This window comes from Flavobacterium sp. 316, assembly GCF_000967805.1.
In the GTDB taxonomy this organism is placed as follows: Bacteria; Bacteroidota; Bacteroidia; order Flavobacteriales; family Flavobacteriaceae; genus Flavobacterium; species Flavobacterium sediminilitoris.
In genome coordinates this window covers 472,933-496,182 of record NZ_JYGZ01000003.1, presented here as the reverse complement: position 1 = coordinate 496,182, position 23,250 = coordinate 472,933, and the positions used below count along the sequence as shown (strand labels likewise).

Genomic DNA, 23,250 nt, shown 5'->3' with positions numbered 1-23,250 from the left:
TAATAATTAATTTTTTAAATTATTAGCATCATGAAAAAATCAATTTTAAGTTTAGTAGGGGCTCAGGAATTATCAAAGAAAACACAGAAAGAAATTGTAGGTGGACTAAGAGTAATGGATACTATAGGAGCTTCTTTTCCATGTTATTGTAATAGCGTTTTTAAGAAAAATTGCGATACAATAAGATGTTGTACAGATGCTTGTGGTTTAGTAACTACTTTATAAGGAAGGTATAAATATTATGAAAAACAATTTTAAATCTTTGTAGAACTCAGTAATTAACAAAAGATTATTAATGGAGGAAAAATAGTCTGTGTTTTGAGTTTGCCGAATTATAGTTGTACTGCAAAATAAGTGTCTTAAGGAGGAGTACGCTATAGAATAGGCGCTCTAAGATATTTGTGTGAACTTTATCCCATATAAAATATTAATAAATAAATATAAAAATGAAAAAATCAGTTTTAAATTTAAGAGGTGTGCAAGCATTATCTCAGAAAGAGCAAAAAGCAGTGCAAGGTGGATGGATTCCAGATTTAAGCAACCTATGTGGTGCTTATACTTTTAATTCAGTAGAATCTCAATGTTTAAGTTTAACAGAGTATTACCCTATTTGGGATAAGAATACAAGAAAATGTTCTGTAATAGGAAATAATTGTTAATAACTATAAAATTATGAAAAAATCAATTTTAAATTTGGCAGGAACTCAAGTCTTATCTCAAAAAGAGCAAAAAATGATTAAAGGAGGAAAAGCTCCAAAATGTTGTATAGACTGGGATCCAGTTCAAAGAGTTTGTTATGAGTGGCAAGAGGGTTGTGAAAGATAGAAAGTAAATACTAAAATTTACAGCAATGAAAAAATCAATTTTAAACTTGAGAGGTGTACAAGCATTATCTCAAAAAGAACAAAAAACCATTAAAGGTGGAATACATGTTTGTGCAATAGATGGTTGTCCTCCAGGATTATTTTGCACAAAAGTAGGATGTAAAAAAGATCCAGATTGGGTATAATTTTAAAAATAAAATAATAAAAATTATTATGAAAAAATCAATATTAAGTTTAAGAGGAGTACAGCAAATTTCTAAAGAAGAACAAAAGAATGTTTTTGGAGGAGAGAGAATAACATGTAATACACCATCTAATGTAGATTGTAGCACAAATCCTGGATTACCGGAAAGATGTAGAATTAATACACCTTCGGGCTGTAAACTTTCCGTTTGTTGTCTACTTGTTGCTTCAAACTGGCAGTAATCTCTAAATTTTAATGAAAGGTAATATAAATAGTATGAAAAATTATTTACATTAACTGAAGATTTTTTGATTACTATAAATATTGTATTTGAAATTTTTAGATGCTTTTAGAAAATCATTTGATTGGTTTTTTGAAAGCATCTTTTTTTTGTAGTTTTAATTTATATTATACCTTTGAGAGCATATAAGATTAATATGAATAAAATACTTTTTTTGATTTTTTTTGTAGTTCAAGCAGTTGTTGCACAGAAACTTAGTAATGATGATTTCTTGAAATATCAAGATAAAGTAAGTTTTCATATAAACGGAAATCTAGACAGTGCTTTTTATTATGTAAATAAAATAAAATTATCAAAAGAAGCAGAACAACTTACTTACGCATTTGCATCTGAAGCTTATTTATATCAATTAAAAGAATATTCAGATACTTTAAATTCTAATAATTCTTTTGAAACTTCACTCTTATATTTAGATAAAATTAATGCTCCATTTGTAAAAAAGAAAGCAAAAAGTAAACTGCTTAATTTTAAAGGATTGATAAATTGGAAAAGGAAAAAATTAAGCGATGCTATTAATGCCTATAGGGAAGCTAAAAGGCTAGCCATTGAGGTTGATGATAAAGTTTTAGCAGTAAAATGCTCAAACAATATGGCACTAATATTAGCTCAAGTTGGTAATTTTGAATTAGCCATTAAATCTGTAAAAGAATCAGATAGTATTACAGACAAGATAAAATACTTATACGAAAAAGAGAGTTTTTTAAAAGCAAAAAGCAGTGTATACATGAAGTTAGGCTCTTTTTATGAAGCCTATTATAGTGTTAATAAGAAGGCAACCTTATTAGATTCCTCAGAGTTATATTATAAAAAAACGATTATTTACTCTAAAAACTTATTAGATAGAAAATTAAAAGCTCAGATTAATTTAGGAAATATCTATGTAAAAAAATCAGATTTAATTAGTGCAGAGAAACAATATTTAGCGTCTTTAGTACTGGCGCAACAAAGCAACTTTACAACTCCTATAACTACATTATACTATAACTTAGGCTATGTTAATTATGGGAAAAGAAAATATGACAAAGCTCTAATTTATTTCAATAAAGTAGATTCATTATCCAATCATGAAACCAATAAAATAGAACTTACAAATTCTATGTACTATTTGGCTAAAATTCATAACGAATATGATGATTACGGTAAAGCAGAAAAATATTTAGCCATTTATAAAGACAAGTTTAAAGAAAATGAGAATTTAATAGCAGAAGAAACACTTAAAGTCAATAATATTATTGCAAATGCAGAAATAAAAGAAGATTTAAATATTCTTAAAAATGAAATTAAGCAAAAGAAGTCCCTTCTTTTGTTTTCAAAGGTTTTAATTGTATCTATTTTCTGTGGATTGATTTATTTTTTATATAAAAATTATAAAGCAAAAAAAGCAGCTCATATAAAAGTGAATAAACTTATAGAAGAGTTTAAACAAAAAAAAGATTTAATAGTTGTTAATGATGAAAAAGATAGTGAGGAGGTTGTAATAAACAATAATTCACTGAGCATCGATGAAGAGAAAGAAAATGAAATAGTGGCAAAATTAATTCAACTTGAAAAAGCAAATTATTTTTTAAGAGAAGACTTTAATCTGCAAAGCACTGCAAAAAAGATAAAAACAAATACTACTTATTTATCGTATGTAGTTAATAAAAGGTTTGAAAAATCATTTAGCGAATATTCAAATGAATTGAAAATAAATTATGCTATAGAACAAATGATAACAAATGCTACCTTTAGAAAATACTCCACGCAAGCTATTGCTGAAACAGTAGGATTTAAAAATGCTGTTTCCTTTGCAAAATCTTTTAATAAAAGAACAGGCGTTACACCTGTTCAATTTATTAAAAAAATAGAGAAAGACGAATTAGTCTAATTTAATAATATCTAAAACAATATCATCATCTTTAGGTTTGCCATCACCATTATCTTCACTAGATACAGTATCTGTAAGAATTGGTTTTTTAGGAGGCCTAGGATCACCCATTCCTATAATTTTAATTAATTGATGAGAAGGGATTTTGTCTGCTATAAATTGATCTAAAAAAAAAGGTTGCATTTTCATAAAATATGTTTTTATAGTTAATAAGTATCAAAGTTACTTTTATTTTTAGCTCTAAGAAGGGTATTTCATTTTTTGATACTAATAAATATTAATTAACGTTTAATGGGTTGTTTTTTAGTCTGTTGAATGTGTTTTTTGCCTTTCATAATTTATAAATTGTTTATGTTATAATTTATAAATTATATGTAACCCCCTTTTTTTTAACTCTTTTTTACTTCCATATTTGTCTTATCAAATTAATCAAATGATTAGTTCATTTTTTATTATATGAAGGCAATTATTAAAAAGTATTTAAAGATTAATAACTACGATAAAAAGCAAAATGATTTTGAAAATTTGTTTTTATCTCACCCTAATTATCCAAGCTTATTTGCAATAACGGATACATTAGATATGCTTTCTATAGAAAATGTAGCAGCTAAAGTTCCAAAAGAACAATTTCCAGAATTGCCTAACTCATTTTTAGCAGTATTTAATGATGACATAACCTTAGTTACAAAGCAGAATAATGAAATCGCGGTTGAGAAAGAAAAAGAAGGAAAAAAGAAAGTATCTACAGATGATTTCTTGAACAAATGGAATGGTGTTGTAATTGCTATTGAACAAGGTGTTAAACTAGAAAGAAAGAGATTAAGCCTATTTAAAAGTAAATATGTTTTACTCGTTTTAATTTTGTTTTCTCTTTTTGTGATTAAAATGGAACAAATGAATGGACTAATTTCCATATTTAATTTTGGAATTATAGTAATAGGAGTTTTAATCAGTGTGCTTATAGTCGATGAAAAATTAAATACATTAGACGGAGCTATCTCAAAAATTTGCTCTTTTAGCGAAAAGACATCTTGTGATTCTGTAATAAAATCTAAGAATGCGAAAATCACAAAATGGTTAGACTTTTCAGATTTACCAATTTTGTTTTTTAGTGTTAGTGCTCTTCTTATTGTAATAGATGAAAGTAATTTAAAACTAATTAATTTTTTAAGTGTTCTTTCTCTTCCTATTATTCTATACTCCATTTGGCTTCAACAAAGTAAATTGAAAAAATGGTGTGTTCTATGCTTGGGTATTTCATCCTTATTAATAATACAAGCTGCTTTGTTTTTTATTGTTAATCAACCACTAACATGGAATTTGTTGTCAATAACAAATGTGCTTTTAGTAATGGTTCCTATTTGGTTTTTTTGGAAACCAATATTATTTAAAAGAGTAGAATTGCAAAAGAAAAATATTGAGCTTATTAAATTTAAAAGAAACTATACTGTTTTTAAATCATTGCAAAAAGAGATCGTGAACGAACAAAGATTAAAGGCCTTAACAAAAGTTGAAATAGGAAATAAAAATGCATCTGTAAACCTAACCTTGATTTTAAGTCCAAGTTGTTCTTTTTGTCATACAGCATTTGAAAACGGATTAGAGTTAGTAAACTCAAGTTTAAATAAGGTAAGATTGACAGTGTTTTTCAATTTAAATCCAGATAATAAAGATAACCCTTACCTCTCAATTGTTGAAAGCATTCTTCAAATTAATGAAAATATGCCAGAAAAAATAGTGGAAGCTATTTCCGATTGGCACATAAAAAAGATGAGTTTAGAAGACTGGAAAGAAAAATGGGAACAAAAAAAGAAAGATTCTAATATAGTACAAATAATTAGAGAACAATACGAATGGTGCTCAGATAATAATTTTAATTATACACCTGTAAAATTATTGAACAGCAAATTATTTCCAGGCGAATATGATATTGAAGAAGTGAAGTATTTTATTTCAGAATTAGAAGAAGAATTACAACCTATTTTGGTTTAAAAATATTATTGCAATAATAGTCAAAAACTACAATTGACTTAAAAACGCTTGTAGTAGAAACAATTCAAAAACCGATTTATTATGAAAAAATCAATTTTAAATTTAAAAGGAGCTCAAATTTTAACAAAAGAAGAGCTTAAAGAAACTGCGGGTGGAAAAGTATTTAATCCAGGTGGAGGAGATGGACCAGGAGAAGATGGTTGCGGTTTCAATACATGTAGAAATCAATGGGGAAGATGTAGTTGGGCAGCTTGCGATAGAGGATATTAATCTATAAGCAACAAATTTGTCAAAACAATTGACAAAAACGTAGTAGAAATAAAAACAATTAAAATAAATATAACATGAAACAATCAATTTTAACTTTGAGCGGAGCTCAAGAATTATCAAAAAATGAACAAAAATCTATAAAAGGAGGATTGTACAATTGTGACGTTAACGGTGATAAAGTTTGCGAACAAGTAGGCAGACATTGCGCACAGTTATATTGTAGATTCATTGAAATAGAGCCATTGTTCTAGATTATCTTAATTAGGGAGATTTTCTCCCTAATTTTTTCTATTCCAGATTATTTATTTAACAATAACGGCAGAAAAACTGTAATACAAGTAGTGTATTTTTTTGTATTATTGTTTTATTGTATTTTTTGTTAAAAAACAGAAATATTCTGAAATAGATGTTTTGGAATTTAAATTTACAATTAAAATATTGCTGCAACAATAGTCAAAGTCTCAATTGACTTAAAATTATTTGAGTATTTATTAAAAACAAAATTTATCATTATTATGAAAAAATTAGAAGATTTCCAATCTCATAAAGTTGAGGTTGATTCGATTTATGGAGGACGTAGATTAGCTTCAAATACGTTTAGTATGAATACTGTTACAGTAGGGCCTGGTGCACCTAGTAATGGTGATGATGGTTCTGATGAAGAATGGGATGATCTATAGGAAAACTAAATAATCTGTTTGAAAAGTGCAGGAATTTCCTGCACTTTTTTAAATATCAATAATCAATTATGATATTAATATTAAGTACTCCAAGAGATTCTGATACACAAATAGTTGTCGAAAATTTACAACATAGTAATGCTGCTTTTTTTAGATTGAATGATGAAGATATAATGTCTGGATTAGTTACTCTTAATTTAGTTCCCAATGATCTTAATAATAGTTATTTAATTAAAGAGGATAAGAAAATTTATTTTTCTGATGTTAAAGTTGTTTGGATGAGGAAGTTTGGGTTCTTTAAAACCTATGAAGATTTTTTTGGTAAAAAAGCGGATTTAACACGCTATATATATTCTGAATTTTCTGTTATTAGAAATTTGATTTTTAAATTGTTAGAAGGAAAGAAATGGTTATTTAAAAGGTCTAACATGCTTACAAAAATTGAGACTCTAAATTTAGCAAATGAGGTTGGATTGAAAACTCCAAATAGCTTAATTACATCTAGTATAAAGCAGTTGGAGGTTTTTTTTGAAGAAAATAATAATTTAATTATTTCAAAATCAATAGGAGAAGGGAAACACATTGAACTTAATAATAAAAATTATCCTTTTTTTACCCAAATAATCAATTCATTAGATGGTCTTCCTGATACCTTTAGTCCATCAATGTTTCAAGAATATATAAATAAAAAATACGAATTAAGAGCTTTCTTTTTAGATAATAAGATTTATACAATGGTGATTTTTTCTCAAAATAATGAGAAAACAAAAATTGATTTTCGAAATTATGATATTGACAAACCTAATAGGGTAGGGAGATATCAACTGCCTCAATTGATTGAGGAAAAAGTGATTAACTTAATGAATAAAATTGGGTTAAATACGGGTTCAATTGATATTATTAAATCGGTGAATAATGACTATTATTTTTTAGAGGTTAATCCATCTGGTCAATTTGGAATGACAAGTATTCCGTGTAATTATAATTTACATAAAAAAATTTCTAATTATTTAATAGAGAATAATGAATAATAAATTAATAAACCAAATCAGTACTGAATTTAAAAATAAACTGCCTATTAATGTTTTTTTTGTTGAAGGAAAGGAAAATCAACCTATAAAAAATGTTGATTTAGCTTTTGTGACTTCAGATTTCCACCAAACTCAAAAAATGAGGTGTAATTCCTTTTACAAACCTGCTTTCTTATGATTGATAAAGATAAATATTTTAAATTTTATAATTCTTGTATTCCTGTAAAAGGATTTAATAGAACAGCTATATGTGATCTTCAACGATCAGAAATTTTTTTTATATCTAATTCTGTAACCGATATGTTGCAAGATAATATTGATAAAAAAATAGAAGTCATATATGAAGAATATAGCGGTTATGAAGAATTGGTAACAAAAAATTTTACTTTTTTAATTGAAAACGAACTAGGGTTTCTTACTGATGAACCTGATAATTTTTTAGACTTAGATTTAGAGAAAGATTACTTGTTTTTAAGCGATATTGTGTTTTTAGAAATTGATGATTTACAAGAATTTAAAGTTAAATTGTTGAAAGAAATTGATAGTTTAGGTTGTGTACAATTGGTCTTGTTATCAAAATCAAAAATTAAATTTGATATTCTTGAACAAGTTTTGGAAATTTTAAAAAACTCTAAATTAAATGTAATTAGTGTTGTTTCAGAATATTCTAATGATAGCTTAAATATTGAAAAATTCTTCGCAGAATTTCCTAGATTAAGAGATGTTAATTTCTTTAATTCACCTGAAGAGATGGTTTCTGATAATCAATGGATTAATTTTTATTCGGGTAATTGTAATGAATTTTTATCAAGGCGAATTAGTAGCGTTAATAATTTAGTGCTTAATCTTGATGCTTTTATAGAAGCTCAAAAATTTAATTTATTTTTTAATAGAAAAGTCTACATAAGTAATAAAGGAGATATTAAAAATTATTTTAATGATGAAAAGGTTTTTGGTAATATTGAAAATGATGCAATAACAGAAATCATTTCTACAGATTCTTTTCAAGAATTATGGAAAGCAAATAAGGATAAAATTGACGTTTGTAACGTTTGCGAATTTAGATATATTTGTCCTGATAATAGAATTCCTATTCAAAAGGATGAGAAGTATTTTCATGAAAGCCTATGTAATTATGACCCTAAAACAAACACTTGGAAATAGTATATTGGTTCTTGTTGTGTCTACTTTAATATTATCGTGTAACACAGTTAAAAAGAACAGAAAGTTTAATTATTTTAGTGGCACAGAATTTTATAATTACCCTTTAAATGTTAGCGGACATTTTTTTGGTGATGTTAAGTATTACGAAACAAATGAAGTAGATCAAATGGATGAGGTCTCTTCTGTTTTAGCATTTTATAAACTTCGGGATAAAGATTTATTAGTTTATGGTAAGACAACTGAAAGTCCTCTTTATCAATTGTATGTTTTTTTAAAAAAAAAGAAATCTAAATTGAAGGATAAACCTTCACAAGTAACAACTAAATTATTAGTAGATGATACAAGTAATAATTTAGTTTTATATGAAAAATCTAATGGTATTCAATCATTTTTTGTAGCCATTAAAAGTATTGGAAAACACAAATCAAATAAATCGATCTTGCAAGATGGTAAAAGTATAGTTGACTCAATGGAATTTAGTATTCATGAAAAGAATACTCCAAATTATATGGATATATTTAATTCATATAAAAATGATGATAACTATTTATTTGTAATGAATAAGCTTGATAGCGCTCCCATTAGTAAAGATCCAAAAAATGAATGGACAAAATTTCAATTATTAACTACAATTTTGTCATTCGATACAGAATATTATAGGTACAAAGAATTAATTAAAAAATTTGAAAGTAAGAGAAGCATTTTTTTTAATGATTTATTAAAAGATAAAAAAAACAGCTTATTAAAAAGAGAGGATAATCAAAAAAAGGAAGCTGTAATAAGCATGATAGCTGAAGCTTCTAAAAATTATAAGGTTTTAATGCTCAATGAAATGCATTGGAAACCTGAACATAGAGTGTTTGCTACTAGTTTGTTAAAACCTTTGAAGGAAAACGGATATACTCATTTAGCTATTGAGGCCTTAGATAAAGGGCAAGATAGCTTAATAAACAGTAGGAAATTTGCAATAAAGACTTCAGGCTACTATACAAGGGAGCCTTTTTTTAGTAACTTTATTAGGGAGGCATGTGCTCTAGGATTTAAAATAGTAGGCTATGACGATTTTGAAAGTATAAATAGAGAAGAAACGCAAGCTGAAAATTTGAAGCATATAATTGATCGAGATTCTTCTGCAAAAGTTTTTGTTTACGCAGGAATAGATCATATTTTAGAAAAAGGAGATAGTATTTCAACTAAAAGAATGGCTGCTTTTTTTAAAGAAAAAACAGGAATAGACCCTTTAACGATTGATCAAGTTGAAATTGTTTCAGATATACCTAATGAACTTTTGTTTTTTGAATCAAAAATATTTCTCGATGTTGAAAAGGTTAACTGTAATGTTGACTATTTTTTGATTAATAATATAAAACCTTCTTTTTCTGAATTTTCCAATTTAACTGAAATTACAATAAGTGATCTTGTTCTTAAAGAAGTAGAAGGGCAAGAAGTACTTATGAATTTTTATGATGCAAAAGAGTACTATAAATATAGTTCAAGAAGCATCCCAATTATAAGTAGAATAAAAAAAGTTGTAGGTTCTAAAGTTATTGTGGATGTTCCTAAAGGTAATTTTTTTCTTGTTATTAAAAATAAAGAAAACAAAGAATTATTGTTAAAAGATATAGGAGTTAATTAAGCTTTTTTTAATTATTTTTGTAAAAACTATAAACAAATTTTGAAAAAATTTCCTCATTATACACAGACAGAAAGCAAAGACTGTGGGCCTACATGCTTAAAGATAATAGCTAAACATTACGGTAGAACACTTAATACTCAAAAATTACGAGAACTTTCAGAAACCACACGAGAAGGGAGTAATTTACTTACTCTTAGTGATGCTTCTGAACAAATTGGTTTTCGCTCATTAGGCGTTAAAATATCTCTTGAGAAGATAGAAGAAGCGCCATTACCTTGTATATTACATTGGAACAATAATCATTATGTAGTATTATACAAAATTAAAAAAGGGAAGTACTATGTTTCTGATCCAGCAATAGGATTAATAGAATATACCGAAAAAGAATTTTTAAAATTTTGGATAGGGAATAATGCAGATAGAAAAACAGAAGAAGGGATTGCTTTATTATTAGAAACAACACCTAATTTCTTTGAGTCTGAATTTGATTTAGAAGAAAAGAAAGCATACGGTTTCGGGATATTATCAAAATATGTCTTAAAGTATAAATCATTTATTGTTCAACTTGCAATAGGATTATTTGCAGGTAGTTTGTTACAACTTATCTTTCCATTTTTAACGCAGAGTGTTGTTGACGTTGGAATCCAAAATCAAAATATTCACTTTATATATCTAGTGCTTTTAGCGCAATTATTTTTGTTTTTTGGTAAAACCGCATTAGAGCTTATTAGAAGTTGGATATTACTCCATTTATCAACCCGTATTAATATTTCATTAATTTCTGATTTCTTCATCAAATTAATGAATCTCCCTATTTCTTATTTTGATGTGAAAATGACAGGAGATATTATGCAAAGGATAAATGATCACCATAGAATAGAAAGAATTTTAACCACTTCGTCTTTGAGTGTGTTATTCTCTTTTATAAATATGATTATAATGGGAGGAGTTTTAGCCTATTATAACTTGAGTATTTTTGCAGTGTTTTTTGTAGGAAGCTTTTTGTATTTTCTTTGGGTAATTTTATTTTTAAAACAAAGGGAAATTCTCGATTATAAACGATTTTCAGAAGTAAGTCAAGAGCAAAGTAAAGTAATTGAACTTATTAATGGAATGCAAGAAATAAAACTTCATAATGCAGAAAAGCAAAAAAGATGGGGTTGGGAATATATTCAAGCTCGACTTTTTAAAGTATCTTTAAAAGGATTAGTGTTAGAACAAACACAAAGTATAGGTTCAAACTTTATAAACGAGCTTAAAAATATTTTCATTATTTTCTTGTCTGCAATTTCAGTAATTAATGGCGATTTGTCAATAGGGGAAATGATGGCGATAACAAGTATCGTTGGTAGTTTAAATGGACCAATTGTTCAATTAATAAGTTTTATTAGAGAATTGCAAGATGCTAAAATATCATTAGCTAGGCTGTCAGAAATTCACGATATGGACGATGAGGTTCAAGATGAAAGAGAGAAAATGACAGAAGTTACAAATGATGAAGATATTATTATAAAAGATTTGTCATTTAGATACATGGGATCAGATACCAATGTATTACATGAGCTGAATATGACTATTCCTGCAAAAAAGATCACAGCAATTGTAGGGACAAGTGGTAGTGGGAAAACTACTCTTATGAAACTATTGTTGAAATTCTATGAACCTAGTGAGGGTGATATTCTATTAGGAAAGTCGTCTCTGAATAATCTATCTCAGAAAGCATGGAGAAATCATGTAGGTTCGGTTATGCAAGAAGGATTTATCTTTAGCGATTCAATTGCAAATAATATTGCTATTGGCGTTGATATAATTGATAAAGATCGATTAAATTATGCTGCAAATGTAGCCAATATTAAAGATTTTATTGATGATTATCCACTTCGATACAATACAAAAATTGGTACAGAAGGAATAGGAATAAGTACAGGTCAAAAACAAAGACTTTTAATAGCAAGAGCCGTTTATAAAAATCCTGAAATGTTGTTTTTTGACGAAGCCACTAGTGCTTTAGATTCAAATAATGAAAAAGAAATAATGGAAAAACTAAATATTTTCTTTAAAGATAAAACCGTAATTGTAATTGCGCATCGTCTAAGTACGGTAATAAATGCAGACCAAATTGTAGTTTTAGAAAAAGGAAAGATCATTGAGACAGGGAATCATCAAGAATTAATTGCTAAAAAAGGAAGTTATTTTGAATTGGTGAAAAATCAATTGCAGTTGGGAACATAAATATTGTAAATTCTTTTTATTGCTAATAGCCAACGCTTTTTGAAAGTATTTCTTAAAAATTAAAAAAATAAAATGCCAAATAGTAATTTAGATACTCAACCTTCAGATGCAAACCTTCCAATCCAAGAAGTGGAATTGAGAAGTGAACAAGTGCAAGAAATTCTTACTAGAATTCCACATTGGATGATAAGATGGGGAAATTTGGTAATACTAATAATCCTATTACTAGTATTGTTGTTTTCATATTTTATAAAATATCCAGATATTAATTCAACTCAAATAACAATTACAACATTAGTACCACCAGAAAAATTAATGGCTCGTACTTCTGGAAGAATTGAAGCCATTTTAGTAAAAGACAATGATATTCTTGAAAAACACGCACCATTAGCAGTAATTGAAAACTCGGCTAATTATAAAGATGTTTTTGTACTGAAGAGTATTATGGATACCATAAACATTAATACAACTCCTTTTCCTTTTGAGAAGATTAAATTTTCTCAATTAGGAGATATTGAAAGTCAATATTCAATTTTTCAGAAGGAATATAGTGCAGATGAATTACAGAAAAAATTAAAACCTTATCAGGTTGAAACATCAGCACAAAGTTTTGAAGCTAGACAATTAAGTGAACGTTTATCTTTGTTAGAATCGCAAAGTAGTATTAATCAATCAGAATTAGAGCTTCAAAAAAGCGATATGGATCGTTATGAAAAGCTCTATAAAAAAGGAGTTATTGCTGCTCAAGAATTTGAAAAGCAAAAATTAGCATACTTGCAGTCACAAAAAAACTATAAGAACCTATTAAGTTCGATATCTCAATTAAAGTCATCTCTTAATGAGTTAAATAGAAATAGTCAAACAACAGTTATTAATTCTACAAAAGACGCTATTAACTTAGAACGAAATGTAATTCAATCTTTTTTTCAATTGAAAAAAGCAATTAAAGATTGGGAATTAAATTATGTATTAAGAACTTCAATAAAAGGGAAGGTTTCCTTTTTGCAATTATGGGCAGAAAATCAAACAGTGAATGCTGGAGATCAAGTTTTTTCTGTTGTGCCAGTAGAGCAAAATGTATATGTAGGCAAGGTTAAAGCGTTAGCTCAAAATTCTGGAAAGATTAAAGTAGGTCAACCTGTAAATATTAGACTAGCAAATTTTCCAGATAGAGAGTTTGGAATCATAAAAGGAGAAGTGCATAATATTTCGGCAACACCAGATAATGAAGGGAATTTATTAATTGATGTTTCACTGCCTAACGGATTAGATACTTCTTATGATAAGAAAATAATATTTCAGCAAGAAATGACAGGAACAGCAGACATTGTAACAGAAGATTTACGATTAATAGAGCGATTCTTCTATCAGTTTAGAGATGTATTTGGAAGAAAATCTAAGGTGGTTAAGGATGAGTAATTTTTTATTTGTTATTATGTAGGCAATAAGAGATGTTGATTTGCGTTTAAAGTATTAAATGTCAGAGACTCAACTGGTATAAATGATTGAGTATTTTTAAATTTTTATTACAAATAAACATGAAAAAACAAATTTTAGATTTAGAAGGAGTTCAAGTTTTAACTAAAATTGAACAAAAGAATGTAGTTGCTGGAATTAAAGTTAGAAATGTACAGTGTACAGGGAATATTATGGAGTATAACGGAGGAGTTACTGCTTTTGAGTGTACTTGGGAAGTTAGACCAACATTTTTAGGCATTGGTGTTGGTAGTTGGGAACAGACAACAGGTCCTTGTCCAGTTGGTGCAGAATTTGGATGTGTATAAAATTTTTAATTGTAGTAGCTATATATAGCTACTACAATCTTTTTCTATGAAAATATTAATATTTTTTTTATTTTTTTATTCATCACTTTTTTGTCAAGATTTTTTTATAATAAGAGATAGTATTACTTTTAGTCCAATTGAAGGGGTACATTTAATTAATGAAGAAAATAAAGTCTCTATTTCAGATGGAAATGGTAAGGTTATAATTAAAACAGACAAAGAAAAGTCTACTATGATTATTTCGCATATAGGTTATAAGTCTAAGGTTATTATTTGTAAAAAAATGATTAGAGATTCATTAGTGGTTTTTCTTCAACCTAATTCTATTAACTTAAAAGAAGTAATTGTAAAATCAAATCCTAAATCTTTTAAATATTCTTTAAATGATAGAAGAGGAATTAATTTTAATACAGGAGTTTCTTATCCAGAGAAATTTCAGGTAGGTATTTATTTGCCAAATAATGCTGATGATTTTAATTTAAAGATATCGAGTATTCTCTTTGAATTAGTTAATAAAAACGTCAAAGAGAGTGATTCAATAAGTTTTAATGTTGAGATTTGGAATGCTGATAGTTTATTACTTCCTTTTCAAAAGCTTAATACTAAAGAAATAGTAATTAATCAAAAATTTTCAAAAAAAATAAAAGTATTTTTAAAAGATGAAGAGATTTTGTTTGATGAGAAGGGTGTATTTGTTATAATAGACTTTCTAAATAAGGTGAGTTTGGGATCCAAGAACATTATTAAACCTAAATTTAAAGCTGTTAATGTTAAAAAGAAACTTCAGTTAAAGGAAATTCTCCGATATAGAACACAAAATAATAAAGAGTTTAGTGAATGGTTTGAGCCAATCTATAGTAAAAAAAATAAGCAGATTTTGAAATTAAACATTTATTTTAAATAGAAAATATGAAATTAGTTATAGTATTTTTATTGATGTTTAGTAATTTATTGTTTACTCAATCAACTATGGTTGTTTTATGTGATAAGAATGACAAATTACCAATAGAGTATGCGTCTATAGATTTTTTGAATGGATATGGTATTTATTCAGGTGAAGATGGATATATTGATTATGTTATTTTGCCTGAAAAATTTATGGTATCACATTTAAACTATAAGTCGCAAACATTAATTAAGAATGAAATAAAGGATACAATTTTTTTAGAACTGAAAGAAAATTTTTTAGACGAAGTTTTTGTTGTTAAAAAAAATAAAATAGCTAAAATTGGAAAAGAGAAAATAAAAAAGTGTAATAATCACAGTGACTATCAAAAATCTATAGTTCCTTCAATGGGTCTTGAAGTTTGTTTTTATTTGGAGAATAAAGAAACATTTGATATTGTATTAAAATCAATACAAGTTCCTTATATAAATACAAGTTTTGAGTTTAAAGATAAAAAGCAAAAATTAATGGTGAAAGATTTTAATAATTTGCTAAAAATAACGGTGTATAGTGTGATAAACGGGAAGCCTTTTGAAGAACTAAAAGAAATGTCAATGTATAAAATTATTAATTCAAATGAATTGAGGAAAGATAGTTTTGAAATTGATTTTCAAGACCCTATTCCTTTGCCAAATGGAGGTTTATTTGTTAGTATTAAATTTATAGGAAGAGTTGATGAATATAAAAATTTAATTCTAGAATTGCCTTATGAAATAGTTAATTATAATGGTGAAGTTAAAAAAATATCAAAAAACTTAATGCCTTTATTGCCTTTAGAAGAAACAGAAAGTGATATTTCATATTTAAGATATGAATTTTCAAATTCAAAGAATTGGCACACTATAGATGATTATAATTTTAGGAATAAAAATAAAGAAACAATTAATAAAAGATTAAAAGTACCTATAGGGTATAAAATATTATTATACAAATAAACAATAATATTTACCACTCATTTACTTTATTAGCGTCTAACTTAATAAATACAAATAGCATAATTGTAAAAGCCCATAAACTAGAGCCTCCATAAGAGAAAAAAGGAAGTGGAACACCTATTGTAGGGAAAAGCTTAATTAGCATGGCTATATTTACAAAAAAATGGGTAAATAAATAAGTCGCAACGCAATAGCCATAAACCCGACTAAACTTCGTTTTTTGTTTTTCTGCTAGAAAAAGGATTCTTAATAATAAAATTACAAATAAGATAATAACCACTGTACATCCTACAAAACCCCATTCTTCTCCTACAGTTGTAAAAATATAATCAGTATGTTGCTCTGGAACAAAACCACCTTTTGTTTGAGTGCCTTCTAAATAACCTTTGCCTGTTAATCCACCAGAGCCAATAGCAATCATGGATTGGTTTAAATTATAACCTTCTTTTTTAAGATCTACATTATCTCCTCCTATAAGTACATCAATTCGGTCTTTTTGATGTGGTTCTAATACATTATTATAAACGTAGTTTACAGAGAAAACGAAACCAGAAATAATAATAAATAAGAAAGTATAAAGAATGGGATTTCTACTTATTCTTTTGTTCTTTAAATAATGAAGAATCATTAAAACAGAGATACCTATTACAATATAAATGGGAGGAATTAATAATGCAACAAAGAATAATACAATGGCAGAAAATCCTGAAAATAAATACCAACTAGGAAGACCTTCTCTATTTAAAACAAAAATAAGAGATAAAAAAATCATAGCACTTCCTGCATCAGGTTGAAGTAAAATTAAAAAAATAGGCAATATTATAATGCCTAATGCAATGAATTGATGCTTTGTGTATTTTAAATTTATCTGTGAGTAACTCAAATATTTCGCTAATAGAAGTGCCGTACCTGTTTTGACAAACTCTGAAGGTTGAAAACCAAATCCGCCAAATTTATACCAATTCGTTTGTCCTTTTATAGTAGAACCAAAAACGAATAATCCTAATAAAAGGACAATTCCAAGTCCATAAAAAACAAAAGAGAGTCGCTCAAATATTTTAGCATCTATAAACAATAAAATAAAGATAAGTGGAACACTTAAAATGATAAAAAGCATTTGTCTTCCGTATGTTTGACTGGTGTCAAAAATGGATGTTTCTTCAAGCGGCAATGAAGCCGAATAAATAGTCATCCAGCCCATTATTACTAATGTTATGTAAAGTAATATTGTAATCCAATCGATACTATTTCCTATGCTTTGATTTCTCATCTTAATTTACTACCTCTTCTTTTCTAGCTATAGTTTTTGTTGTTGAATCTTCTACTTTTGAAGGTTCGGGAAAACGTTGACGAATAATGTTTTCAATTTTTTTATACTCATCTTGTAAAGAACCATTTAGCATTCTTGTTTCTAAATCTTTTCTAGTAATTTTTTTGTTTATATATTTTTCAACCATTAATGTAGCAATAGGGCCAGCCCATCTAGTCCCCCAATATCCATTTTCTACAAATACAGCAATTGCAATTGTTGGGTTTTCTTTTGGAGCAAAAGCCACAAAAATAGAATGGTCTTTTAATTGGTAGGTTTTCCCAGCAACTCTTATTTTATTTTCGGCTGTTCCTGTCTTTCCGCAAATTTCCATGTCTTTTACTTTAAGGGTACGTGCTGTTCCTCCAGGAGAGTTGTAAACATTAGCTAAGCCTTCTATCATTGGTTCAAAATATTTTGGATCAATGGTGCTTTCATGTTTTGTTGTGTACTTCTTGTCTAATTCACTTCCTTTTATGTTTTTTACAATATGAGGTGTGTAATAATATCCTTTGTTGGCAACAACTGCCATCATGTTTGCAAGTTGTAATGGGGTTGTTAATATTTCTCCTTGTCCTATTGAATTTGAAATAATGGTTGTGCTTCTCCACCCTCCATTTGGATAAGCTCTTTGGTATGTTTTAGATGTTGGAATTAATCCTTTGGCTCCAATAGGTAAATCAGTTCCAAGAAACTCTCCTAATCCAAAACTTTTCACATGTTCAGCCCATTTATCTATGCTCATACTAGGGTTAGGGTATTTGTCAATACTTCTTTTGAAAACATTTGCAAAATAAGTGTTACAAGACTGGTATATACCATTGTTGAGTTTGGAAATTCCAGCATCGTGACATTTCATGAATGCTCCTCTTCCATAACTAAATCCGCGATGGCAAACAAATCCAGTTTCTTCATCTATAACTTCCTCTTGTAAGCCTATTAATCCAGTAATAATTTTAAAAGGAGAGCCTGGAGGATATTGGGCTTGTAAGCCTCTGTCATATAATGGTTTTGCAATAGAATCATGATATAATTCAGTATAGTTTTTAGAACGTTGTCTTCCTACAAGTAAAGCTGGGTCATAAGTAGGTGCGGAAACTAAAGCTAAAATTTCGCCTGTTTTAGGTTCAATAGCAACAATACCACCACGCTTGTTAATCATTAAATCGGTGCCATACTTTTGAAGTTCACTGTCAATAGTTAAAGTTAAATCTTTTCCTTGTTGTGAGATAGTATCGAACTTTCCGTTTTTATATGGACCAATGATTTTATTGTGTTTGTCTCTAAGTAAGTATTTTATACCTTTTACACCTCTAAGAATCTCTTCATATTCTTGTTCTACTCCTTGTCTACCTATCAAGTCTCCACTGTTATAATATGGATTCTTGGCTATAATTCCTTCATTTACTTGAGTAATAAAACCAAAAATATTAGCACCTTCTTTAACTTGATAATCTCTTAAAGCTCGTTTTTGGGTATAAAAACCTTCAAATTTTCGTTCTTTTTCTTGAAAAGCAGCGTATTCTTTTTTGTTTAACTGTGATAGAAATACAGAAGGAAGTCTTGGGCTATATACAATAGCCTTTTTAATTTTTTTAATAAAGTCTTCTTTGGTAATATTTAATAAATTACATAAGTCTAATGTATCAATGTTTTTCATTTCTCTAGGAACAACCATAATATCATACGAAGGTTGGTTTGCTACTAAAAGTTTACCGTTTCGATCATAGATATACCCTCTTTCTGGAAAATCAAAAACTTTTTTTATGGCATTGTTTTCAGATTGAAGCTTTAAAGAGTCGTTAATTACTTGTAAATAGAAAATACGTGCAATTAATATAATTGCAGTAATTATAATGATTAAAGGAAGTATAATCTTTCTCATCGCTTACTTGGTTTTATTAAATAAATAATTAGTAAACAGAATGCAAATGTTAATAAGGTAGTTAGTAAAGTTCTAGATATTATATCGAAAAATAAATTAATTCTAAACAATTCAAAAGTGAATAAAACGAAGTGATGAATAAAAATTGAGAACAAGATAAAGGTAATTCTTTCCGTAGAAATTTTATCGGCAATTTTTACAGTTTGATACTCATAACTTAATCCAAATGAAAAACGAAACAAACTAGGCCTAACAAATGCTAAAATTAATGATGCCATTGCATGTATACCTCCTGAATTACAAAACATATCAAGAAGAAGTCCTAACATAAAACTGCTAATTAAAAGAATATTCTTATTTCCGTTAACAGGATATAGCAAAATGAATAATACATATGGATAAGGATTAATATAGCCTAATAAGTCAATATTATTAAAAATAAGGACTTGTAAGGATAATAAAATCACAAAACGAATTATGTTTAAAATAGTATTATTCAATTTATTTGGATATTGTTTCTTTTTCTAGTTTTTCTTTTTCTAGTCTGTTTTTATTTTCAATTACATATACGTAACCTAATGCTGTCATATCATTAAAAATTCTAACATTAATAGTGTAATAGTTAGTCTTAGTATCTATAAAAACTTTGTCAATTTTTCCAATAGGTATGTTTTCTGGAAAAATATCAGATTCTGCACCTGTTACAATAGAATCTCCTTTCTTGATAGAAGCTAATCTAGGGACATCCACTAATTGAACATATCCAGTGTTTTTACCATCCCAAGTTAGTGTTCCAAAATGATCGGAGTTTTTAATTTTTGCATTGATTTTTAGTTTTGTATTTAGGATGCTAATTACCGTTGCATATTTATTAGATGTTTTTTCAATAAGACCTACAACTCCTCTTTCATTTATAACACCCATATTGCTTTTAATACTATCTTTTTTACCAGCATTAAGAGTAAGGTAATTTTCTTTAACATTATAAGAGTTTTTAATTACTTTGGCTTTCGTTACAGAATAAAAATCAACACCTTCATGAGCAATAGTTTTTAAATCTAATAGTGTGTCTTTTTTATTAAAAAGAATTTCTTTTAAACGAGCATTTTCTTCTGCTAGTATGGCGTTCTTCTCTTTTAAGCTTAAATATTCTTTAGCAGCATTAATTTCATTGTAAATGCCGCCAGTAATGCTGTTTGCGCTATTAATATATTCACTTCTATGATATGAGTGAGATTTTATTATTAAGGCAAAAGAAATACCTAAAAGCAGCAAAAACAGCAATCGATGGCTGTTTTTTATAAAAAGATATACTATTTGCTGCATGGATTATTTTTATTTTATAAGAATACTTTTGTACTTGTTTAGGTTTTTTAATGCTATTCCTGTTCCTCTTACAACTGCCCTTAATGGATCTTCTGCAATATAAACTGGTAAGTCTGTTTTTATGGATATTCGTTTATCTAATCCTCTTAGCATTGAGCCACCACCAGCTAAATAAATACCAGTATTGTAGATGTCGGCTGCTAGTTCTGGAGGTGTTTGAGATAATGTTTCCATTACAGCATCTTCGATTCTCTGAATAGACTTATCAAGTGCTTTGGCTATTTCTCTATATGAAACATCAACCTGTTTAGGTTTTCCTGTTAATAAATCACGTCCTTGAACAGACATTTCTTCTGGAGGACTATCTAAATCCTCAGTAGCAGCTCCTATTTGAATTTTTATTTTCTCAGCAGTAGTTTCTCCTACAAATAAATTGTGCTGTGTTCTCATATAATAAATAATATCATTGGTGAAAACATCTCCTGCAATTTTTACTGATTTATCACATACAATTCCACCAAGTGCTATAACAGCAATTTCAGTTGTTCCACCACCTATATCTACTATCATGTTTCCCTTTGGTTGCATAATATCAACACCAATACCGATTGCAGCAGCCATAGGTTCATGGATTAGGTAAACTTCTTTTCCATTTACACGTTCTGCGGATTCTTTTACAGCACGCATTTCAACTTCAGTAATTCCAGATGGAATACAAATAACCATTCGTAATGCTGGTGTAAATAATTTTTTCTTTAATGCTGGAATGCTCTTTATAAGCATGCTTATCATTTTTTCCGAAGCATCAAAATCGGCAATTACACCATCTTTTAAAGGGCGTATGGTTTTAATGTTTTCATGTGTTTTACCTTGCATCATATTGGCTTCTTTACCAACTGCAATAATTTTTCCAGTTATTCGGTCGCGAGCAACAATAGATGGACTATCTATAACAACTTTATCGTTGTGAATGATTAAGGTATTTGCGGTTCCAAGGTCAATTGCTATATCCTCGGTCATGAAATCAAAAAATCCCATATGCTTTTTTAGGGTTTTATATTAGTAAATATTAGTGACTTACAAATGTAATAAAATTAATGTTTAAAATGACGTGTTCCTGTAAATACCATTGCTACATTATTTTCATTACAATAATTAATGCTTAATTCATCTTTTATTGAACCTCCTGGTTGAATAACGGCTGTTATTCCAGCTTTATTTGCTATTTCAACACAATCAGGGAAAGGGAAGAAAGCATCGCTTGCCATTACAGATCCAGTTAAATCAAATTCAAAAGAAGTTGCTTTTTCAATAGCTTGTCTTAGCGCATCAACTCTAGATGTCTGTCCTGTTCCGGATGCACAAAGTTGTTTGTTCTTGGCTAAAACGATTGTATTTGACTTGGTGTGTTTGCATATTTTAGAGGCAAAAATTAAGTCTTCAACTTCTTCTTCTGTTGGTTCAGTATTAGTAACGTTCTTTAGTTGTGTTTTAGTATCTGTAATGTTATCTTTATGTTGAACTAATACTCCATTTAAACATGTTCGTACTTGTTTTTCAGGTAAAGGAATGTCATTAATAACTAATACAATTCTATTTTTTTTCTCTTCTAATAAGTCAATAGCTTCTTTGTCGTATGATGGTGCTATAATTACTTCGCAAAATAAACTATGAATTTCTTCTGCGGTAGCTAAATCAATATTCCCATTTGCAATTAAGACACCTCCAAATGCGGAAGTAGGATCTCCTGCAAGGGCATCTAAATAAGCTTCTTTCATTGATCCTCTTGTTGCAATTCCACAAGCATTGTTATGTTTTAAAATTGCAAAAGTAGGTTGGTCGTATTTAAATTCGCTCATTAAATTTACAGCAGCGTCAACATCTAATAAGTTGTTGTAAGATAACTCTTTTCCATTTAATTTTGTGAACATTTTGTCAAAATCTCCAAAAAAGAATCCTTTTTGATGAGGGTTTTCACCATAACGTAGTGTTTGCCCTTTATCAATGCTTATTTTTAAATAAGTTTCGTCTGTATTAAAATAATTAAATATAGCAGTGTCATAATTAGAAGAAACATGAAACGCTTTAGTAGCTAGTAATTTGCGTTGCTCTAATGTTGTTGCTCCATTTCCTTCTGTGTAAAAATCTAAAAAAGAAGCATATTCTTCAACAGAAGCAACAATTACAGTGTCTTTGAAGTTTTTTGCAGCAGCTCTAATTAAAGAAATACCTCCAATATCTATTTTTTCAATAATATCAGCTTCGCTAGCATCACTTGCAACTGTTTTTTCAAATGGATATAAATCAACAATAACTAAATCAATTTGTGGAATTTCAAATTCTTGCATTTGTGCAACGTCAGTTGGATTATCTTGACGATTTAAAATCCCTCCAAAAACTTTTGGATGTAATGTTTTTACACGTCCACCTAATATTGAAGGATAAGAAGTAACATCTTCTACTGCAACAACAGGAATTCCTAACCCTTTTATGAAAGATTCTGTTCCACCTGTTGAATAAATAATTACATTGTTTTTGTGAAGTGATTTAACAATAGGTTCTAATCCCGTTTTATCAAATACAGAAATTAATGCCGATTGAATTGTTTTTGTTGTATTCATTGTGTTGCGTTGTTTAAGCTGCAAAAGTAGTTATACTTATTAAAAGATTCAAGAATATAATAAGAGAAAATAGATTTTTTTTGAAATACTTTTTAATGGTTTTTAACAAGTTATTAATTTTGGTGTAATCACTCATAAAATCAGTATGTTGTTAAGTAAAAGTGTTTTGTGTTATTAGTTCTAATAATATGTCTTTTTAATGCCTTTTCTAATGTAAATATGCTTTGTTTTTAGAATATACAATTGGTGTATTATTTTATGAA

Annotated in this window: 25 protein-coding genes; 18 read left to right on the top strand and 7 right to left on the bottom strand. The window is 28.1% G+C overall.

The window, feature by feature from the left end; all coding sequences use genetic code 11:
* The first annotated feature begins 30 nt into the window (after positions 1-30).
* The 6 genes from SY27_RS08610 (at position 31) to SY27_RS08595 (ending at position 3,176) form a co-directional block, all read left to right on the top strand.
* Positions 31-225, top strand: coding sequence for a hypothetical protein (locus SY27_RS08610; RefSeq protein ID WP_045969183.1), 195 nt, complete (start codon positions 31-33; stop codon positions 223-225).
* Between the two features lie 221 nt (positions 226-446).
* On the top strand, positions 447-659 hold the full coding sequence (locus SY27_RS08605) for a hypothetical protein (protein ID WP_045969181.1): 213 nt from the start codon (positions 447-449) through the stop codon (positions 657-659).
* A 13-nt stretch (positions 660-672) separates the two neighbouring features.
* Positions 673-825, top strand: coding sequence for a hypothetical protein (locus tag SY27_RS19000; RefSeq protein ID WP_200894143.1), 153 nt, complete (start codon positions 673-675; stop codon positions 823-825).
* Between the two features lie 25 nt (positions 826-850).
* Positions 851-1,009, top strand: a complete 159-nt coding sequence (locus SY27_RS18870; RefSeq protein WP_161794141.1) for a hypothetical protein — start codon at positions 851-853, stop codon at positions 1,007-1,009.
* A 28-nt stretch (positions 1,010-1,037) separates the two neighbouring features.
* Positions 1,038-1,250 (top strand): hypothetical protein, encoded by a 213-nt coding sequence (locus SY27_RS08600; RefSeq protein WP_045969179.1) that lies wholly within the window; start codon positions 1,038-1,040, stop codon positions 1,248-1,250.
* A gap of 195 nt (positions 1,251-1,445) precedes the next feature.
* The gene (locus SY27_RS08595) at positions 1,446-3,176 is read left to right on the top strand and encodes a helix-turn-helix domain-containing protein (RefSeq protein ID WP_045969177.1); all 1,731 of its coding nucleotides are present in this window, start codon (positions 1,446-1,448) and stop codon (positions 3,174-3,176) included.
* On the opposite strand, the gene SY27_RS08590 is transcribed toward SY27_RS08595, so the two are convergent.
* On the bottom strand, positions 3,168-3,365 hold the full coding sequence (locus tag SY27_RS08590; RefSeq protein WP_045969175.1) for a hypothetical protein: 198 nt from the start codon (positions 3,363-3,365) through the stop codon (positions 3,168-3,170). The two genes, SY27_RS08595 and SY27_RS08590, sit on opposite strands and share 9 nt — an antisense overlap.
* Before the next feature lie 267 nt (positions 3,366-3,632).
* On the opposite strand from SY27_RS08590, the gene SY27_RS08585 reads away from it, so the two are divergent.
* From SY27_RS08585 to SY27_RS08535, 12 genes are all read left to right on the top strand, one after another.
* On the top strand, positions 3,633-5,168 hold the full coding sequence (locus SY27_RS08585) for a vitamin K epoxide reductase family protein (RefSeq protein WP_045969173.1): 1,536 nt from the start codon (positions 3,633-3,635) through the stop codon (positions 5,166-5,168).
* A gap of 81 nt (positions 5,169-5,249) precedes the next feature.
* Positions 5,250-5,438, top strand: a complete 189-nt coding sequence (locus SY27_RS08580) for a hypothetical protein (RefSeq protein WP_045969171.1) — start codon at positions 5,250-5,252, stop codon at positions 5,436-5,438.
* Between the two features lie 74 nt (positions 5,439-5,512).
* Positions 5,513-5,689: a hypothetical protein gene (locus SY27_RS18865; protein ID WP_161794140.1), complete on the top strand. Its 177-nt coding sequence runs from the start codon at positions 5,513-5,515 to the stop codon at positions 5,687-5,689.
* Positions 5,690-5,953: 264 nt separating this feature from the next.
* Positions 5,954-6,118 (top strand): hypothetical protein, encoded by a 165-nt coding sequence (locus tag SY27_RS18860; RefSeq protein WP_161794139.1) that lies wholly within the window; start codon positions 5,954-5,956, stop codon positions 6,116-6,118.
* Positions 6,119-6,186: 68 nt separating this feature from the next.
* Entirely contained in the window at positions 6,187-7,149 is a 963-nt protein-coding gene (gene gwsG, locus SY27_RS18195; protein WP_052705239.1) for a grasp-with-spasm system ATP-grasp peptide maturase, read from the top strand.
* 174 nt (positions 7,150-7,323) lie between these two features.
* The gene (gene gwsS, locus SY27_RS08565; protein WP_045969168.1) at positions 7,324-8,313 is read left to right on the top strand and encodes a grasp-with-spasm system SPASM domain peptide maturase; all 990 of its coding nucleotides are present in this window, start codon (positions 7,324-7,326) and stop codon (positions 8,311-8,313) included.
* On the top strand, positions 8,252-9,949 hold the full coding sequence (locus SY27_RS08560; RefSeq protein ID WP_152640740.1) for a hypothetical protein: 1,698 nt from the start codon (positions 8,252-8,254) through the stop codon (positions 9,947-9,949). The genes gwsS and SY27_RS08560 overlap by 62 nt, the downstream gene beginning before the upstream one ends.
* A 39-nt stretch (positions 9,950-9,988) precedes the next feature.
* Positions 9,989-12,181: a peptidase domain-containing ABC transporter gene (locus SY27_RS08555; protein WP_045969164.1), complete on the top strand. Its 2,193-nt coding sequence runs from the start codon at positions 9,989-9,991 to the stop codon at positions 12,179-12,181.
* A 72-nt stretch (positions 12,182-12,253) separates the two neighbouring features.
* Positions 12,254-13,600: an HlyD family secretion protein gene (locus tag SY27_RS08550; RefSeq protein WP_045969162.1), complete on the top strand. Its 1,347-nt coding sequence runs from the start codon at positions 12,254-12,256 to the stop codon at positions 13,598-13,600.
* 119 nt (positions 13,601-13,719) lie between these two features.
* A complete protein-coding gene (locus SY27_RS08545) occupies positions 13,720-13,965 on the top strand; it encodes a hypothetical protein (protein WP_045969160.1) in 246 nt (81 codons plus the stop codon).
* 46 nt (positions 13,966-14,011) lie between these two features.
* The gene (locus SY27_RS08540) at positions 14,012-14,869 is read left to right on the top strand and encodes a hypothetical protein (RefSeq protein WP_045969158.1); all 858 of its coding nucleotides are present in this window, start codon (positions 14,012-14,014) and stop codon (positions 14,867-14,869) included.
* A 5-nt stretch (positions 14,870-14,874) separates the two neighbouring features.
* Positions 14,875-15,846 carry a hypothetical protein gene (locus tag SY27_RS08535; RefSeq protein ID WP_045969156.1) on the top strand — a complete coding sequence of 324 codons (972 nt, stop codon included), beginning with the start codon at positions 14,875-14,877 and terminating at the stop codon, positions 15,844-15,846.
* A 10-nt stretch (positions 15,847-15,856) separates the two neighbouring features.
* Here the strand turns inward: SY27_RS08535 and rodA are convergent, their stop codons facing one another.
* The 6 genes from rodA to purH are packed head-to-tail and all read right to left on the bottom strand — an operon-like array spanning position 15,857 to position 22,987.
* Positions 15,857-17,116, bottom strand: coding sequence for a rod shape-determining protein RodA (gene rodA / locus SY27_RS08530; RefSeq protein ID WP_045969154.1), 1,260 nt, complete (start codon positions 17,114-17,116; stop codon positions 15,857-15,859).
* A gap of 1 nt (position 17,117) precedes the next feature.
* A complete protein-coding gene (gene mrdA / locus SY27_RS08525; protein ID WP_045969152.1) occupies positions 17,118-19,040 on the bottom strand; it encodes a penicillin-binding protein 2 in 1,923 nt (640 codons plus the stop codon).
* On the bottom strand, positions 19,037-19,540 hold the full coding sequence (locus tag SY27_RS08520; protein ID WP_045969150.1) for a hypothetical protein: 504 nt from the start codon (positions 19,538-19,540) through the stop codon (positions 19,037-19,039). Before SY27_RS08520 ends, mrdA begins: the two co-directional genes overlap by 4 nt.
* 1 nt (position 19,541) lies before the next feature.
* Positions 19,542-20,366, bottom strand: a complete 825-nt coding sequence (gene mreC, locus SY27_RS08515; protein WP_045969148.1) for a rod shape-determining protein MreC — start codon at positions 20,364-20,366, stop codon at positions 19,542-19,544.
* A 9-nt stretch (positions 20,367-20,375) separates the two neighbouring features.
* Positions 20,376-21,404, bottom strand: a complete 1,029-nt coding sequence (locus tag SY27_RS08510; protein ID WP_045969146.1) for a rod shape-determining protein — start codon at positions 21,402-21,404, stop codon at positions 20,376-20,378.
* Between the two features lie 56 nt (positions 21,405-21,460).
* On the bottom strand, positions 21,461-22,987 hold the full coding sequence (gene purH, locus SY27_RS08505) for a bifunctional phosphoribosylaminoimidazolecarboxamide formyltransferase/IMP cyclohydrolase (protein WP_045969144.1): 1,527 nt from the start codon (positions 22,985-22,987) through the stop codon (positions 21,461-21,463).
* Positions 22,988-23,250: the final 263 nt, after the last annotated feature.